We start from the raw sequence: 18749 nt of genomic DNA, 5'->3' as shown, positions 1-18749 counted from the left end.
CTCACCGTTCGTCGGGGTCGTGGTCGCCGCGTGCGGCGTCTTCGAGTTCGCGCAGGACGTGCTCCTCCACCAGCTCCGCGAGGGCGGCGACGGTGCGGGAGGCCAGAACGTCCCGGGGGGTCAGGGCCACGCCGAAGGTCTCGTTGGCGCGGGCGGCGATGTGCAGGCTGCGCAGGGAGTCGCCGCCGAGGGCGAAGAAGTCGTCCTCGACGCCCACGGCCGTTTCCAGGATCTGGGCCCAGATCTCCGCGAGGACCTCCTCGGTGGGGGTGCGCGGGGCGGTGTGCTCGGCGGGCCCTTCGGGCTCCGGTTCCGGCGCGGGCAGGGCGGCGCGGTCGGTCTTGCCGTTCTCGGTGTGCGGGAAGCGCTCCAGGACGGCGAAGGCTGCGGGGACCATGTGGGCGGGCAGCGTACGCGCGGCGAACGCCCGTAGTTCCGGCCCGGTGGGGGTCTCGGCCCCGGGGGCGGCGAGCAGATGGGCCACCAGCCGCGGCTGGCCGGGCTCGTCCTCCCGTAGGGTCACCACGGCGTCGCGGACTCCGGGGTGGCGGGCGAGCGCGGCCTCGACCTCGCCCGCCTCGATGCGGTGGCCGCGCAGTTTGATCTGGTGGTCGGTGCGGCCGAGGTGGTGCAGGTCGCCGTGGGCGTCGCGCCGCACCAGGTCGCCGGTGCGGTACATGCGGGTGCCCGGCGGGCCGTAGGGGTCGGCGAGGAAGCGTGCGGCGGTCAGGCCGGGGCGGCCCAGGTAGCCGCGGGCCAGGGAGGGACCGCTGATCCACAGTTCCCCGGGGACGCCGTCGGCGACCGGCCGGAGCCGGGCGTCGAGGACGTAGACGCCGGTGGCGGGCAGCGGGCGGCCGATCGGGGGCGTGCCGCCGTCGGCCCGCAGCGGATCGGACCAGGTGGCGACGACGGTGGTCTCGGTGGGCCCGTAGGAGTTGATCATCCGGTGGTGCGGGGCCCAGCGGGCGGCCAGTTCGGCGCCGCAGGTGTCCGCGCCGACGATCAGGGTGCGCAGGTCCGGCAGGGTGCCGGGGGTGTCCGGCGGCACGGTGGCGAGCGCGGCGGGCGGCAGCAGGGTGTGGGTGATGCGGGCGGTCCGTAGTACGTCGGCGAGTTGCGCGCCGAGCAGCGGGCCGGGCGGCGGTACCACCAGGCAGGCGCCGGACGGCAGGGCCGTGCACAGCTCCAGCACGGAGGCGTCGAAGCTGGGCGTGGCGAAGGCCAGTACCCGGTCCCCGGGCCGGACCTGGTAGTGGTCGGCCTCGGCGGCGGCGAAGCCGGCCAGTCCGCGGTGGGTGACGACGACGCCCTTGGGGGTGCCGGTGGAGCCGGAGGTGTAGATGACGTAGGCCGGGTCGTCGAGGTCGAGCGGGCGGGTCCGGTCGTGGTCGGTGGGACGGTGGGACGGGATGCCGTCCGGGCCGGCCGCCAGGAGGCCTTGGACATCCGTGGCCCGCAGGGTGACGGCGGGTGCCGCGTCGCGCAGCATCAGGGCGATCCGCTCGTCCGGGTAGCCGGGGTCGACGGGCAGGTAGGCGGCGCCCGCCTTGGCGGTGGCCAGTTGGGCGACGACCATGTCGGCCGAGCGGGGCAGCACCAGGGCGACGAGGTCGCCGGGGCCGGTGCCGCGGGCGATCAGGCGGTGCGCGAGCCGGTTGGCACGGCTCTCCAACTCGGCGTAGGTGAGCCGCAGTTCGGGCTCCTCCACGGCGGGTCGGTCCGGCCACCGGTCCACCGCGGCCTCGACCAGCGCGGCCAGGGTGGCCGGCGGTACCGCCTCGCCGTGGGACCGTCCGGTCAGCCGGGCCCGCTCCTCCGGCGGCAGCACGTCGATCCCGTCCAGGGAGGTCGCCGCCCCGGGCTCCGCGAGCGCGCCGAGGGTGTGCACGAGCTGTCCGGCCAGGGACCCGGCGGTGGTCTCCTCGAAGTACCGCGGGTCGTAGCCGAGTTCGACGGTCAGTCGGTCACCGGGCGAGACCACGACGGTCAGCGGGTAGTTGGTGGCCTCCAGCGCGTGCAGATCGCGCACCTGGAGGCCGTGCGCGGTGGCGGCCGTGGTGGTGATCGGGTAGTTCTCGAAGACCACCAGGCTGTCGAACAACGGCGTTCCGGGGGCGAGTTCGCTCCAGTCGTGCAGGTCCGACAGCGCGACGTGTTCATATCCGCGGGCGTCGGCCTGTGCGGCCTGAACGCCGCGCAGCCACTGTTCCGGCGGCGTGTCGCCGGTGACGTCGAGGCGTACCGGCAGGGTGGTGATGAACAGGCCCGGGATGGCGTCGGCGCCGGGCAGGCCGGCGGGCCGGCCGGAGACCGTCGAGCCGAAGCAGACGTCCCGTTCCCCGCTCCAGCGGGAGAGCAGCAGGCCCCAGGCGCCCTGGACGACGGTGTTGAGGGTGAGGTGGTGGCGCCGGGCGAAGTCCTGGAGGGCCGCGGTGTGTTCCTCGTCGAGGTGGAGTGAGAGCCAGGTGCCGGAGCGGGTGGCGGCGCCGGGGGCCGGGCGCCGGTCGTAGGGCAGCGGGGTGGGGGCGGTGAGCCCGGCCAGCGCCCGGCGCCAGTGCGCCTCGGCGGGGGCCGGGTCCTGGGCGGCGAGCCAGGCGACGTGGTCCGCGAACGGTCTGCGGTCCGGCAGCCGGGGCTCGGTGCCGGCGGTGAGCGCGGCGTGGCAGGCGAACACGTCGGCGAGCACCTGGAAGACGCTCCAGCCGTCGAGCAGGACGTGGTGGAAGGTCCACACGACCCGTACCTCGGCCGGGGCGAGCCGGATGAGGGTGAGCCGCAGCAGCGGCGCCCGGTCCAGGGCCATGCCGCGGGCCCGGTCCTCGGCGAGCAGCCGTTCCAGCGCGGCCGCCCGCTCGACCGGTGGCAGCTCGCTCCAGTCCAGCTCGGTCACCGGCAGGGTGACGGCGCGGTGCACGGCCTGCAGCGGGGCGGGCGTCTCGTGCAGCAGCACCGCGGTGCGCAGGACGGGGGTGCGGTCGACGACGTGTTGCCAGGCCGCGGCCAGCCGCCGCGGGTCGCGTACGCCGTCCACGACGAAGGTGGCCTGTTCGACGTAGAGGCCCTCCTCGGGGGCGTCGAGGCCGTGGAAGACCATGCCGGTCTGGGTGGGGGTCAGCGGGTAGAGGTCGGTGATGTCCCGGCCGTTGCCGACCAGCCGGTCGACGGTGCTCTGGTCGAGGCGGGCCAGCGGGAAGTCGGAGGGCGTGCGGCCGCCGGTGCCCGGTTCGGCGCAGTGCCGGACGATGTCCCGCAGCTCGGCGGCCATCTCCTCGGCCAGCCGGGCCACGGTGGACCGCAGGTGCCGCTCGGTCGAGTACGACCAGGTGAACTCCAGCCGTTTGTCCGCGACCCGGCCGACCACGTCGATCAGCTGGGGCCGTTCGGCCGTCGGGTCCATGCCGCCCTCCAGCGGACCGTACGGCGCGTGCAGCAGGCCGTCGCCGGCGGAGGCGTGCCAGTCCTGCTGGCCGAGGTAGTTGAAGCCGATCTGCGGGGCGTCCGGGAGGCCTGGGGCCGAGGAGCCTCGCAGGTGTCGGAGGGCGCCGTGGCCGAGGCCGTGCCGGGGCAGCGCGCGCAGGCCCTCCTTCACCGACTTCAGGGCGGTGGCGAGCCCGGCCCCGGGCGGCACGTCCAGCGCGACCGGGAACATGGTGGTGAACCAGCCGACGGTGCGGGACAGGTCGACGTCGTCGAAGATCTCCTCACGGCCGTGGCCCTCCAGCCCGACCAGCACCCGGTCGTGTCCGGTCCAGCGGGCCAGTACGCGGCCCAGGGCGCACAGCAGGACGTCGTTGATCCGGGTCCGGTAGGCGTCGGGTACGTCCTGGAGCAGCCGGCGGGTCTCCTCGGCCTCCAGGCGGACGGTCACGGTGTCCTCGGAGGCGGCGGTGTTGCGGCCGGTGCGGTCGGTGGGCAGGGCGGCGGGCGCGTGCGCCCTTGTCCAGTACGGGAGTTCGTCGTCGAAGCCGCCGGCCGCGGTGTGGTCCCGGAGCCGCTGCGCCCAGTCGCGGAAGGAGGTCGTCCGGGGCCCGAGCCCGGCCCGTCCCCCGGCGCGCACCGCGCGGTAGGCGGTGTCGAGGTCCTCCAGCAGGATGCGCCAGGACACCGCGTCCACGACCAGGTGGTGGGCGGCCAGCAGCAGCACCGGGCGGGCCTCCTCGTCGTCGGCCGGACGGCACAGCACGGTCTTCAGCAGCGGCCCGTGGGCCAGGTCGAAGCCCGCGCAGAGCTCACCGGACAGGGCGCGCAGCGTCGCGGCCCGGTCCTTCGGGTCCCGGCCGGGCAGGTCGCGGACCTCCAGTGCGGGCGCCGCGCCGGGGGCTTCGGTGTGCTGCCGCCACCGGCCGTCGGCGGCCGGTTCGTACCGGGAGCGCAGCGCGTCGTGGTGTTCCAGCACCGCGGCCAGGGCGGTGCGCAGCGCGTCCTCGTCGGTGTCGGGGGCGAGTTCGTAGGAGAGCGACTGGGTGAAGTGCGCCGCGGTGTCCGGCAGGGTCTCGAACAGCCAGTGCTGGACGGGGGTGAGCGGCACCTCGCCCACCACCGGGCCCCGGTCCGCGGGGGTCGCCGGGGCCGGCAGTTGCCCGACGGCAGCGGCCAGGGCGGCGACGGTCTGGTGGACGAACAGGTGCCGGGGTGCCAGGTCGAGGCCGGCGCGGCGGGCCGCGGAGACGATCTGGATGCTGAGGATCGAGTCGCCGCCGAGGGTGAAGTAGTTGTCCTCCACGCCGACCGTCTCCACGCCCAGCACCTGGGCCCAGATGGCGGCCAGGGTCCGTTCGGTGTCGGTGCGGGGGGCCACCTGGCCGCCGGTGGGGGCGGTCCAGTCGGGGGCGGGCAGGGCGCGCCGGTCGAGCTTGCCGGTGGTGCCCAGCGGCAGCCGGTCCAGGGGGACGACGACCGCGGGGACGAGGTGATCGGGCAGGCGCGCGGCGAGGAAGGCGCGAACCGCGACGGGGTCCGGGCGGGTCCCGCCCCGGCCGACGGCGTAGCCGATCAGGCGCTTGTGGCCGTCGGTCTCGACGACCCGGGCGGCGGCCTCGGCCACATCGGGGTGACGGGTCAGCGCGGCCTCGACCTCGCCGAGTTCGATCCGGAAGCCGCGCACCTTGACCTGGTCGTCGGTCCGTCCCAGGTACACCAACTGGCCGTCGGCGTCCCGGCGTACGAGGTCGCCGGTGCGGTACATCCGCGCGCCCGCGGGGCCGTACGGGTCCGGGAGGAACCGGCGGGCGGTCAGGCCGGGCCGGGCGAAGTAGCCGCGGGCCACGCCGGTTCCGGCGAGGTAGAGCTCGCCGGGTACGCCGACGGGTACCGGTCGCAGCCGGGCGTCGAGGACGTAGGCGCGGGCGCCGCCGACCGGACTGCCGATGGGCGGGGTGCGGTCCGGGTCCGCGGGGTCGCAGGTCCAGGCGGTGGCGTAGACGGTGGCCTCGGTGGGGCCGTAGATGTTGGCGACCGTGCAGCCGGGGACGGCCGCACGGACGTCGCGGACGGTGCGGGCGGCGAGCCCTTCGCCGGCGAGGACCACGGTGTCCGCGGTGACGTGGACGGTGTCTTCGGCGAGCAGCCGGCCGAGGGCGGAGGGTACGGCGCTGAGCAGGCTCGCGGTCCAGGGCTCGGTTCGTTCGGCCAGCGCCAGCAGGTCCGGTACGAGGTCGATGCAGCCGCCGCAGAGCAGCGGGCAGAGCAGCTCGAAGACCGAGACGTCGAAGTTGAGCGAGGTCGAGGCGACGACGTGGGACAGGCCCCGGCTGCCGAACGCGGTGGCCGCCCAGTCGGCCAGTGCCACCACCGACCCGTGGGTGACGACGACGCCCTTGGGGCGGCCGGTGGAGCCCGAGGTGTGGATGACGTAGGCGGGGTGGGCGGGCAGCAGGGTGCCGGGCAGCTCGGCGCGGCCGGGGTCGGCGGCGGACTGCTCCGCGAGGCGGCCGGCCAGCGCCGGATCGTCCAGGGCGAGGCGGACGGTGGGCCCGTCGGGCAGGCGGGCGGCGAGGTCGGTGGTGGTCAGGAGGATGTCCGGGCGGACGTCGTCGAAGAGGAAGGAGATCCGCTCGGCCGGGTACGCCGGGTCGACCGGCAGGTAGCCGGCGCCGCTCTTGAGGACGGCCAGCAGGGCCACGGGCAGGTCGGCGGTGCGCGGCAGGGCGAGGGCGACGAACCGTTCCGGGCCGGCGCCCGCGGCGATCAGCAGCCGGGCCAACCGGTTGGCCCGGGCGTTGAGTTCCCGGTAGGTGAGGCGTTCGGTCCCGGCCAGTACGGCCGGGGCGTCGGGGGTGCGGGCCGCCTGTTCCGCGAAGACCTCCGGCAGTACCCGCTGCGGCGTCGCGGCGGCCGGGGTGCCGGACCGGTCGAGGAGGCGCTCGCTCTCCTCCGCGGTGAGCAGCGGCAGGTCCGCGAGCCGACGCTCCGGGTCGGCGGCCATCTCGGTGAGCAGCACGCGCAGGCAGCCGCCGAGCCGCTCGACGGTGGCGGCGTCGAAAGCGGCCGGGTCGTAGTCCAGGGCGATGGTGAGGCGCTCGCCGGGGGCGACGACCACGCTGAGCGGATAGCTGGTCGGCTCCAGCTCGCTTTGCTGGGCCACGCGCAGGCCGTGCCGGGCGAGGGCGTCGCGGTCGAACGGGTAGTTCTCGAAGACCACGATGCTGTCGAACAGGCCGACACCGCCGGGGAGTTCGCTCCAGTTCTGCAGTTGGGCCAGGGAGACGAAGTCGTGCCGGCGGGACTCCGACTGGGCGTTCTGCACCTCGCGCAGCCAGTCCAGCAGCGGGCGGTCGGCATCGATCCGCACCCGGGTCGGCAGGGTGTTGATGAACACGCCGACCATGGATTCCACGCCGGGCAGGTCGGCGGGCCGGCCGGAGACCGTGCTGCCGAAGACCACGTCGTCGGTGTTGCCGTAGCGGCCGAGCAGCAGGCCCCAGGCGCCCTGGAGCACGGTGTTCATGGTGAGGCCGGCCCGCTGCGCGGTCTCCCGCAGCCGTGCGGAGGCCGCCGCGTCCAGCGTGAGGTGAACGGTGTCCGAGGACGCGCTGCGGTGGGCCTCCAACCGCGTGCGGTCGCGGGGCAGTTCGGTGGGCGCGGTGAAGCCGGCCAGGGTGCGGCGCCAGTACTGCTCGGCGTGGGTGCCGTCCTGCTCCGCCAGCCAGCGCAGGTACCCGGCGAACGGTGCCCGCGAGGGGACTTCGGGGTGGCGGCCGGCGGTGAGTGCGGCGTACCGCTCGAAGACCTCGTCGACGACCTGGGCCGCGCTCCAGCCGTCGAGCAGGATGTGGTGGAAGGTCCACACGAGGCGGACCTGGTCGGCGGAGAGCCTGATGAGCGTCAGCCGCATCAGGGGTGCGGTGGTGAGGTCGAGGCCGGCCGCCCGGTCCTCGGCGAGCAGGGCGGTCAGGGCTTCCTCGCACCGCTCGGCGCTCCGGCCGGTCCAGTCGTGGTGGGTGACGGGGACGGTGGCGCGGGTCTGGACGATCTGCAGCGGTTCGGGGGTCTCCTGCCACACCAGTCGGGTGCGGAGCATGGGGTTGGCGTCGGCGGTGTGCTGCCAGGCGGTGGCCAGCGCCGCGGGGTCGGTGACGCCGGTCAGCAGCAGCTGGACCTGGTTGAAGTAGGCGTCGGAGGACGGGTCCATCAGGCCGTGGAAGAGCATGCCGGCCTGCATCGGGGTCAGCGGGTAGACGTCCTCCACGGTACGTCCGTCCGCCACGACCCGGTCCACGGCCGCCTGGTCGAGGCGGGCCAGCGGGAAGTCGGAGGGGGTGCGGCCGCCGGCGCCCGGTTGGGCGCAGTGCGCGATGAGCTCCGTCAGTGCGGTGCGCATGCCCTCGGCCAGGGCGGTGACCGTCTCCTCGCGGTGCACCCCGCGGCTGTAGTGCCAGGTGAGTTCCAGGCTGCCGTCCTCGACCCGGCCCACGACGTCGAGCTGGTGCGGCCGTACGGACTCGGGTGCGGCGGCGCCGCCGAGTCCGCCGCGTACCGCGCGGATCAGCCCGCCGCCGTCGGCGGACCAGTCGAACCGGCCCAGGTAGTTGAAGCTGATCGGGGGCAAGGGCGCGGCGGCGCCCCCGGCGGTCGGTGCGAGGTGGCGCAGCGCGCCGTGGCCGAGTCCCCGGCCGGGTACGGCGCGCAGTTGCTCCTTGACCGCCTTGAGCGCCTCGGCCCAGCCGCCGGCCGGCACGTCGAGGGCGACCGGGAACAGGCTGGTGAACCAGCCGACCGTGCGGGACAGGTCGACGCCGTCGAAGAGGTGGTCCTCGCGGCCGTGGCCCTCCAGGCCGATGGCGACGGTGCGGCGGCCGGTCCAGTCGGCCAGCACCCGGCCGAGTGCGGTGAGCAGGACGTCGTTGATCTGCGTGCGGTAGGCGCCGGGCACCATGTGCAGCAGGTCGGCGGTGTCCCGCGGGTCCAGGCGGACGGTGACCGAGCGCAGGTCGGCGACGGTGTTGCCGCCGTCGGCGTCGACCGGCAGCGGGGCCGCGCAGTGCTCGGCCACGGCGTCCCAGTGGGCCCTCTCGCCGCTGAATCCGCCGGCTTCGGTGTGGGCCCGCAGCCGCCGGGCCCATTCCTGTACGGAGGTGGTACGGGCGGGCAGGCGGACCGGCTCGCCGGTGCGTGCCTGGCGGTACGCGGTCTCCAGGTCCTCCAGCAGGACCCGCCAGGAGACGCCGTCGACCACGAGGTGATGCACCGTCAGGAACAGTTGTGGCGAGCTGAGTTGTCCGCCGGCGAAGAGCCGGGCGGCGAGCAGCGGGCCGTCCGCGAGCCGGAAGCCGCCGTCGGCTTCGGCCATGACCGCGTCGGCCTCGGCGGTGCACTCCTCGGCGGTGTGCCCGGTCAGGTGGTGGATCCGTAGCAGCTGCGGCTCGGGCGCGTCCGGGCCGGGGCAGTACTGGTGCCAGGTGCCGTCCGCCCGCCGGTCGAAGCGGGCCCGCAGCGCGTCGTGCCGGCGCCACAGCGCGTGCAGCGCCTGCTCCAGCGCCCGCGGGTCGGGGTCCTCGGCCAGGTCGATGACGACGGACTGGTTGAAGTACCCGGGGCGCTGCGGGTCGGCGTCGAGGAACCAGTGCTGGATGGGGGTGAGGCCGACGTCCCCCTCGACCGGGCCGGTGCCGGTGACGGGCGCGGCGGAACCGGTGGCGGCCGCCAGGGCCGCGACGGTCGGGTGCCGGAACACGTCCCGGGGCGTGAGGGTCAGGCCCGCCTTCCGGGCGCGTGAGACGACCTGGATGCTGAGGATCGAGTCGCCGCCCAGGGTGAAGAAGTTGTCGTGGACACCGACCCGTTCCACGCCCAGCAGGGTGCGCCAGATCCCGGCGAGGATCCGCTCGGTCCCGGTGCGGGGCGCCACGTGGTCCCCAGCACCGGCCGTGGACCAGGCAGGGGTCGGCAGCCGGCGGTGGTCGACCTTGCCGTTGGCGGTGAGCGGCAGTGCGTCCAGGGTGACGAACGCGGCCGGGACCATGTAGTCGGGCAGTTCGGCGGCGAGCGAGGCGCGCAGTTCGTCCGCCGGTGGCAGGCTCGCGCCCGCGGCGGGCACGAGGTAGGCGACCAGCCGCTTGCGTCCGCCGTCCGCGGGGACGGCCACCACGGCCTCGGCGACGGCTTCGTGGCGGATGAGCCGGTCGGCGATCTCGGCCGGTTCGACGCGGAAGCCGCGGATCTTGATCTGGTCGTCGGCCCGTCCCACGAAGTGCAGTTCGCCGTCCGGGCTCCAGCGCACCAGGTCGCCGGTGCGGTACATCCGGCTGCCGGGCGGGCCGAAGGGGTCGGCGAGATAGCGTTCCGCGGTGGCGCCGGGCCGGCCGTGGTAGCCGCGGGCGAGTCCGGCCCCGGCGATGTACAGCTCGCCCGGGATGCCCGGCGGCTGGGGCTGCAGGGCGCCGTCGAGGACGTAGACCCGGGTGTTGTCCAGCGGGCGTCCGATGGGGAGGGTGGCGGGCAGCGGGTCGCCGGCCCGGAAGACCCGCCGGGTGGCGAAGGTCGTGGTCTCGGTGGGGCCGTAGCCGTCGACCACGGTGAGGTCGGGGCAGGCGGTGAGGACGCGGCGCACGGCCCCGCCCGGTACGGCCTCTCCCCCGGTCCACGCCTCCCGCGCGCCGCGCAGGCAGCCGGGGTCCTCCTGGGCCAGCAGCCGGAACAGCCCGGCGGTCAGCCAGAGGCAGGTCACGCCCTGTTCGGTGATCGCCCGGCGGACCGTGGTGGCGTCCACGTCCGCGGGCGGTGCCAGGACGACCCGCCCGCCGCGCAGCAGCGGCACCCACAGCTCGTAGGTGGCGGCGTCGAAGGCCTGCGGGGAGTGCAGCAGGACCCGGTCGTGTCCGGCGAACGCACGGTCCGCGGCGAGTGCCACGACGTCCCGGTGGCGCACCGCGACGCCCTTGGGCCGCCCGGTGGACCCGGAGGTGAACATCAGCTGGAGCACATGGTCCGGGTGGACCGCGGGTGCGGGCAGGCCGGCCGGTGCGGGGTCGGCCGCCTCGTCGGTCACCAGCAGGGTGCGCCCGCCGGGTGCCACCGCCGCGGCGGTGTCCTGCCAGGCGGTGTCGGTGAGGACCAGGTCCGCGGTGCTCTCCGCCAGCACCTGCCGCAGCCGCTGCTCGGGCGCGCGGCCGTCCAACGGCACGTAAACACCGCCGGTCCGGGCGAGCGCCAGCTGGGCGACGACCAGCGCGGCCGAGCGGTCCATGAGGACGGCGACGGGACGCTCGGGGCGGACCCCGAGGGCGAGCATCCGCTGGGCCAACTCCCCGGCTCGTGCGTCGAGTTCGCGGTAGCTCAGGATCTCGTCGCCGGTGTCCAGGGCGGGGGCGTCGGGGGTGCGCCGGACCTGGGCGGCGAACAGCCCGGCGACGGTGTCCTCGGGGAGCGCGGTGGCGGTGTCGTTCCACTCCTCCAGCACCTGCCGGCGGCGGGTGGCGCCGAGGACCGGCAGCCGCGCGGGCGGGCGTTCGGCGTCGGCGGCCATCTCCGCCAGCAGCACGGTGAGGTACTCGGCCATCCGCTCGACCGTGGCGGCGTCGAACAGCTCCGGGTCGTAGCCCAGCCGCAGGGCCATCTCGGGGCCGGGGTAGGCGACGAGGCTGAGGGGGTAGTTGGTGGTCTCGATGCCGTCGAGTCCGGTCAGCCGCAGGCCGTGCGCGGCGGCGAGGTCGTCGCCCACGGGATAGTTCTCGAACACCACGATGCTGTCGAACAGCCGGACCTGCTCGGGGAGTTCGGTGAGCGCCTTGAGCCGGGCGAGCGGTACGTGGTCGAAGCGCCGGTCGTCGGTCTGGATCTCCTGCACCCGGCGCAGCCAGTCCCGCACGGTGCCGTCGGCGGGGATCGTCAGCCGGGTCGGTACGGTCGCGATGAACAGGCCGTTCATCGCCTCGACGCCGGGCAGCTCGGGCGGCCGGCCGGAGACGGTGGTGCCGAAGACGACGTCCGGCCGGCCGGTCTGGCGGGCCAGCAGCAGCGCCCAGGCGCCCTGGACGAGGGTGTTGACGGTCAGGCCGGCACTGCGGGCCAGGTCGTCCAGGCGGCGGGAGGTGGCGGCCGGCAGGGTGACCCGTACCGCCGCGGAGGACTCCGCGCGGTGGGTCTCGGTGGGTTCGCGGTCGTAGGGCAGCGCGGTGGGTTCGCCGAGCCCGGCGAGGCGGTCCCGCCAGTGCCGTTCGGCCTCGGTCCGGTCGCGGTCGCGCAGCCAGGCGACGTAGTCGCGGAACGGCCGGCGGACCGGCAGGCCGGTGTCCGTGGCGGTGCCGTCGTCGCCGGCGGCCGGATCGCGCAGCAGCGCGTGGCAGCGGAAGACGTCGGACAGCACCTGGAACAGGCTCCAGCCGTCGAGTATCAGGTGGTGGAAGGCCCATACGACCTGCACTTCGGTGGCGGACAGCCGGGCCAGGGTCAGGCGTTGCAGCGGGGCGGTGTCCAGGTCGATGCCGCGCCGCCGGTCCTGGTCCGTGAGGTCCCGGAGCCGCTGCTGCCGTTCTTCGTCGGTGAGGCCGCGCCAGTCCAGGTGGGTGACCGGCACCTCGGCGCGGCGTGCGACGACGAACAGCGGCTCGGACACGTCGTGCCAGACGACGTGGCCGCGCAGCACCGTGGTCCGGTCGGTCACCCGCTGCCAGGCCGCGGCCAGCGCCTGCGGGTCGGGCACGCCGTCGAGCACGAAGGTGAGCTGCTGGTGGTAGACGCTCTGGTCGTCCTGGGACAGCCGGTGGAAGAGCATGCCGGCCTGGGTGGGGGTGAGCGGGTGGATGTCCTCGACGGTCCCGCCGTGTCCCACCAGCCGGTCCACGGTGGGCTGGTCGAGGTCGGCCAGCGGGAAGTCGGACGGGGTGCGTCCGCCCGCCCCGGGCCGGGCGCCGTGCCGGGCGATCTCCTCCAGCGCGCCGGCGAACCGCGCGGCGAGGTGGGCGACGGTCTCCTCGTGGTGCAGGTTCGCCGAGTAGAACCAGGTGAACTCCAGGGCGTCGCCGTCGAGTTGGCCGACGACTTCCAGTGCGTGCGGCCGTGCCGCGGCCGGGTCGGCGTCCAGTGACAGTCCACGGTGCAGGCCGCGGTAGAGGCCGTCCTCGCCGCCGGGCAGGCCGAACTGCCCCAGGTAGTTGAAGCTGAGGCCGGCGGCCGGCGCGTCGGACAGGCCGGCCGTGATGCCGCGCAGATGGCGGTGGACGCCGTGGCCGAGGCCGCGGCGGGGCACCGCGCGCAACTGTTCCTTGACGGACTTGAGCACGGTGCCCCAGTCCGCGTCCGGCGCCACGGTCAGGGCGACCGGGTAGCGGGTGGTGAACCAGCCGACCGTACGGCTGAGGTCGACGTCCTCGAAGAGCTCCTCGCGGCCGTGGCCCTCCAGGTCCACCGGGGTCCGGTCGCGGCCGGTCCAGTCGTGCAGCGTCCGGCCCAGCGCGCTCAGCAGCACGTCGTTGACCTGGGTCCGATAGGCGGCGGGGAGGGTGTGCAGCAGGACGGCGGTGGTCTTCGGGGTGAGGCGGACGGTCACCGAGCGGGCCGAGGCATAGGTGTTGGGACCGTCGAGGTCGGTCGGCAGCGTGGGGTCGCAGCCGGCGGCCAGGTCCGCCCAGTAGCCGGCCTCGTCGTCGAAGCCGCCGGAGTGCGCGTATGCGGTCAGCCGTCGTGCCCAGTGACGCAGCGGGGTGGACTTCGGCGGCAGGGCGGCCGGTTCGCCCTTGCGGCGGGCCCGGTAGGCGCGGTCCAGGTCCGCCAGCAGCAGCCGCCAGGAGACGCCGTCGACGACCAGGTGGTGAACGGTCAGGTGGAGGACGGCGGGGCGGTGGTCCGCCTGGTCGTGCAGGACGGCGCGCAGCAGCGGGCCCCGGGCGAGGTCGAACGGGCCGAGGTGGGGTGCGTCGTCGTCCGGCCCGGTGTGCCGGTGCAGGACGAGGTGGGGCGGCTCGGCGTCGATGTGCTGCCGCCGGCGGCCGTCGTGGTCGCGGTCGAAGCGCGAACGGAGCGCGTCGTGGTGGGCGACCACGTCCCGCAGGGCCTGCTCCAGCGCCAACGGGTCGTAGTCGTCGGGGAGTTCGACGGACAGCGTCTGCCCGAAGTGGCCGGCCCGCTCGGCGTCGCTCTCGAAGAGCCAGTGCTGGATCGGGGTGAGCGGGGCGTCGCCGGTGGCGGCCTCGTCGGCACGGGCGCGCTCGGCGGGGCGGTCGGCGGCGTCCAGGCACTGGGCGAGCGCGCCGACCGTCTGGTGCCGGTAGACGTCGCGCGAGGTCACGGCCAGGCCGGCCTGCCGCGCCTGGGCGACCACCTGGATGCTGAGGATCGAGTCGCCGCCCAGCGTGAAGAAGTTGTCGTCGACGCCGACCCGTTCCACCCGCAGCACCTCGGCCCAGACCGCGGCCAGCGCCCGCTCGGTGGCGGTGCGCGGCGCCACGTAGTCGGTCGTGGCCTCGGCGGACCAGTCCGGGGCGGGCAGCCGGTCGCGGTCCAGCTTGCCGTTGGGATTGAGCGGCAGCGCCGGCAGGACGACGACCGCGGCGGGCACCATGTAGTCGGGCAGCCGGCGGCCGAGCGCGCGGCGGATCGCGTCCGGGTCGGCCTCGGTTCCGGGCGCCGGGACGACATAGCCGATCAGCCGCTTGTGGCCGTCGCCCTCCCGGGTGGTGGCAGCGGCCTCGGCGACGTCGTCGCAGGCCAGCAGCGCCTCCTCGACCTCGCCCAGCTCGATCCGGAAGCCCCGCACCTTGACCTGGTGGTCGGCCCGGCCCAGGTACTCCAGCTCGCCGTCGGCGGTCCACCGCGCCAGGTCGCCGGTGCGGTACATCCGGCTGCCCGGCCCGGCGAACGGGTCGGCGACGAACCGGGCGGCGGTGAGGCCGGGCCGCCGGAGGTAGCCCCGGGCCAGCCCGCCGCCCCCGAGGTACAACTCACCCGTCACACCCGGGGGTTGGGGCCGTAGCCGGGCGTCGAGGACGTAGGCGCGGGTCCGGGCGACCGGGCGGCCGATCGGCGGGGCCTGCTCGGGGGTGCCGTCGCCGGCGAACCACGCCGTGGCGTACACGGTGGCCTCGGTCGGGCCGTAGATGTTGGCGATCTCGCAGGCCGGCATGGTCCGGCGGATCTCCCGTACGGTCTGCGCGGGCAGCGCCTCGCCGGCCAGGACCACGGTGCCGGCCCGCACGGCGGCGTCCCGGGTGAGCATCCGGGACAGCACCGAGGGCACGCCGCTGATCAGCCCGGCCTGCCGCGGGGCGCCCTCGGACGGCCCGTCGGCGAGGGCCGGCAGGTCGGGCACCACGTCGATGGTGCCGCCGGAGAGCAGCGGGCAGAGCAGTTCGAAGACCGATACGTCGAAGTTGAGCGAGGTGGAGGCCACCACGTGCGCCAGCCGCTGCGGGCCGAACCACTCCCCCGCCCAGGCCGCCAGGTCCGCCACGCTGCGGTGGGTGACCAGCACGCCCTTGGGCCGGCCGGTCGAGCCGGAGGTGTAGATGACGTAGGCGGGGTGGCCGGGGTCCAGCGGCCGGACCCGTTCGGCGTCGGTCAGGTCGTGCGCGGGGCGGCCGGCGAGCGCGTCGGCGGTGCCGGGCTCGTCCAGTACGAGTGCCTCGGTGCCGTCGGGCAGGCAGCCGGCCGTCTCGCGGGTGGTGAGGACCACGGCCGGGCGGGCGTCGGCGAGCATGAAGCGGATCCGGTCGGCCGGGTAGCCGGGGTCCACCGGGAGGTAGCCGGCGCCCGCCTTGAGCACCGCCCACAGGACGGTGACCAGGTCGGCCGAGCGCGGCAGGGCCAGCGCCACCAGGGACTCGGGGCCGACTCCGCGCCCGGCCAGCAGCCGGGCCAGCCGGTTGGCGCGCCGGTTCACCTCGCCGTAGCTGAGCCGGGTTTCCCCGCAGACCACGGCGGTGCGGTCGGGGGTACGGGCGGTCTGCTCCTCGAAGAGGGCCGGCAGCGTGGTCTCGCGGCCGGGCGCCTGCGGGGTGTTCCAGGCGTCGAGCATGGTGCGCCGCTCGTCGTCGGTGAGCAGCGGCAGTTCGGCGACGGTCCGGTGCGGGCCGTCGGCCATGCCCTCCAGCAGGAGGTGCAGATGGCGGGCCAGCCGGGCCACGGTCGGGGCGTCGAACAGGTCGGTGTTGTACTCGACGGTCAGCCCGAACGACCCGTCGCCGCGCGGCAGGAACTCCAGCACCAGGTCGAAGCGGGCGGCCGGGCGCGGCAGTGGGTGCTCGTCGATCCGGACGCCGCCGGCCCGCCCGGGAGGCACCATGGCGGTCTGCTGGACGACGAGGACCTGCACCAGCGGCGTGCGGCTGGGGTCGCGGGGCGGCGCGAGCTCCTCGACGACCCGGTCGAAGGGCACCCCGTCGTGGGCGAAGGCGTCCAGCAGCGTCGCACGCATGGTGTCCAGGAAGCGGTCGACGGTGGCGCTGCCGTCGACGTCGCTGCGCAGCACCACGGTGTTGACGAAGAAACCGGCCACCTCCTCCAGTTCCCGGCGGTCGCGGCCGTTGGTGACGGTGCCGAAGACGATGTCCCGCTGGCCGGTGTAGCGGGAGAACAGCACCGCGGCCGCGCCGGAGAACAGGGTGAACAGGGTGGTGCCCTTGGCCCGGGCGAGCCGGGACAGGCGGTCGGTGAGGTCGGCGGGCAGCTCGTGCCGGTGTGCGGCACCCGCCGTGGTGCGTACCGGCGGCCGGGGCCGGTCGGCGGGCAGGTCCAGCTGCGGCAGGCCGGCCAGCTGCCGTTTCCAGTACGCGAGGTCGTCGGCCTGCCGCTCCGGGGCCGGCCGACCCTGCTCCCAGATCGCGAAGTCCGGGTACTGCAGGGCTGGTTCGGGCAGTCCATCGGGTGTTCCCTCGGCCTCCGCGGCATAGAGCGCGGCCAGTTCGCGGACGAGGAGGCCGACCGACCAGCCGTCGGTGACGATGTGGTGCTGGGCCAGGAGCAGCAGGTGCTCGTCCTCGTCCAGCTGGATCAGCAGGGCCCGGGTCAGCGGTCCCCGGTCCAGGTCGTAGGCGCGCTGCAGTTCCTCGGTGAGCAGGCGCTCGGTCTCCTCGGGGCGCCGGGCGGCCGGCAGGGTGCGCAGGTCGGCGGTGCGCAGCGGCAGGGATGCGGGGCCGTCGACCCGCTGCACCACGCGCCCGTCGACCGTCGTGAAGGTGGTGCGCAGGGCGTCGTGGCGGGCGGCGAGCCGGTCCAGGGTGCGGCCGAGCGCACCGACGTCCAGCGGGCCGTGCAGCCGTAACCCCACGCCGGTGTGGTACTCGGTGCCGCCCGGGGTGAGGTCGTCGAGGAACCACAGGCGCTGCTGGGCGCGGGAGAGCGGCAGCGGGCCGGTGCGCGGGGCCGCGGTGACCGGCCCCGACGGGTCGTGGGTTTCCGCCGCGTCGAGGAGGGCGGCCAGCCCGGCCACCGTCCGGGCGGTGAACAGGTCGCGGACGGTCAGCCGGACGGCCCGTTCGTCCCGGATGCGGGACAGCACGCGTACGGCCACCACGGAGTCGCCCCCGAGGGCGAAGAAGTCGTCGTCGGCGCCGATGGGTTGGACGCCCAGGACGCCGGACCAGATGCCGGCGACGGTCCGCTCGGCGGGCGTGCGGGGCGGGGTGTGGCCGGTGCCGTGGAGCGGGCCGGGCGCGGGCAGGGCGCGCCGGTCGACCTTGTGGTGCGCGGTGAGCGGGAGGGCGTCCAGGACGACGACGGCGGACGGGACCATATGGGCCGGCAGGGTGCGGGCGAGTGCCGTCCGCAGCGTCCCGGGCCGCGGCGGCCTCGCCGGGTCGCCGGCCGTGACGTAACCGACCAGCCGCTGCCGTCCGGGCTCGTCCTCGCGCACCACGACGACGGCCTCGCCGACCCCCTCCTGGCTCGCCAACGCCGCCTCGATCTCGCCGAGTTCGACGCGGAAGCCGCGGATCTTGACCTGGTGGTCGGTCCGCCCGAGGAACTCCAGCTCACCGTCGGGGTTCCGGCGCGCCAGGTCGCCGGTGCGGTAGAGCCTGCTGCCGGCCGGCCCGTACGGATCGGCCACGAAGCGCGCGGCGGTCAGGCCCGGGCGGCCGAGGTAGCCGCGGGCCACTCCCTCGCCGCCGACGTACAGCTCGCCGGCGGTCCCGGTGGGCACCGGCCGCATCGCCTCATCGAGCAGGTGGACCTGGGTGCGGGGCAGCGGCCGGCCGATGGGCGGGGTGCCGGCGCCGACGGCCAGCGGTCCGGTCCAGGAGGCGACCACGGTGGCCTCGGTGGGGCCGTAGGAGTTGATCAGCCGGCGGCCCGCCGCCCAGCGGTCGGCCAGGTCGGCCGGGCATGCCTCGGCCCCCACGATCAGGGTGCGCAGGTCCGGCAGCGGATTGCCGTCCGCCGGGCCGGGCAGCGTGCCGAGCGCCGCGGGCGGGATCAGGGCATGGCTGATCCGGTGGTCCCGCAGCACCTCGGCGAGTTCGTCACCCAGCCACGGGCCGTCCGGCGGGATGACCAGAGTCGCGCCCGACAGCAGGGAGATGCACAGCTCCAGGACGGAGGCGTCGAAGCTGGGCGAGGAGAACTGCAGCACCCGGTCGCCCGGTCCGACGGCGTATCGTTCCCGCGCCGCGGCGGTGAAGGCACCCAGTCCGGTATGGGTCACCACCACACCCTTGGGAACGCCGGTCGAGCCGGAGGTGTAGATGACATAGGCCGGGTGCCCGGGGCGCAGCGGGGCGAGCCGGTCGGTGTCCTGCGGGGCGTGGTCCGGGCCGGTCGCGCGACGGATCCGGGCCGGGTCGTCGAGGACCACCGCCGGCGCGGCGTCGGACAGCAGCAGTTCCCGGCGTTCGGCGGGGTACGCCGGGTCGACCGGCAGGAAGGCACCGCCGGCCTTGGCCACCGCGAGTTCCGCCACGATCAGTTCGACCGAGCGCGGCAGCACCAGCGCCACCGTGCGCTCCGGGCCCACGCCCTGCGCGATCAGCTCGTGCGCGAGGCGGTTGGCCCAGGCGTCGGCCTCGCGGTAGGACCAGGTCCGCCGGCCGTCCGTCACGGCGGGCGCCTCGGGGGTACGGGCGACCCACGCCGCGAACAGCTCACCGAGCGGGGAGCGCGGCACCGGACGGACCGGGTCGGCCCCGGGAACCTGCGAAGCGGTCCGGTCCTGCGCTGATCCGGACGCGGGTACGGAGTTCTGGGGCTGGTCCGTCATGGAGGTCAGTCCTTCGAAGCGGGGACGGAAATGGTGCAGGGGTGCGCCGAGCGGTCCGGGTGAGCGGTCCCGGACGGGTGGGGGGTACGGGCGGTTCGGCGCACGAAGGGGGGAGGCGCGC

The 18749-nt window shown here is 75.3% G+C and carries 1 protein-coding gene; it reads right to left on the bottom strand.

Going from position 1 to position 18749, the window contains the following annotated elements; genetic code table 11:
* Position 1: 1 nt before the first annotated feature.
* Complete coding sequence (locus tag IG62_RS0104620; protein WP_030797889.1) at positions 2 to 18628, bottom strand: non-ribosomal peptide synthetase; 18627 nt, start codon at positions 18626 to 18628, stop codon at positions 2 to 4.
* Positions 18629 to 18749 lie beyond the last annotated feature (121 nt).

It is taken from the genome of Streptomyces sp. NRRL S-337 (assembly GCF_000720175.1).
Taxonomy (GTDB): domain Bacteria; phylum Actinomycetota; class Actinomycetes; order Streptomycetales; family Streptomycetaceae; genus Streptomyces; species Streptomyces siderophoricus.
Note: the sequence above shows the minus strand (reverse complement) of the source record. Positions and strands in the feature narration are given on the sequence as shown.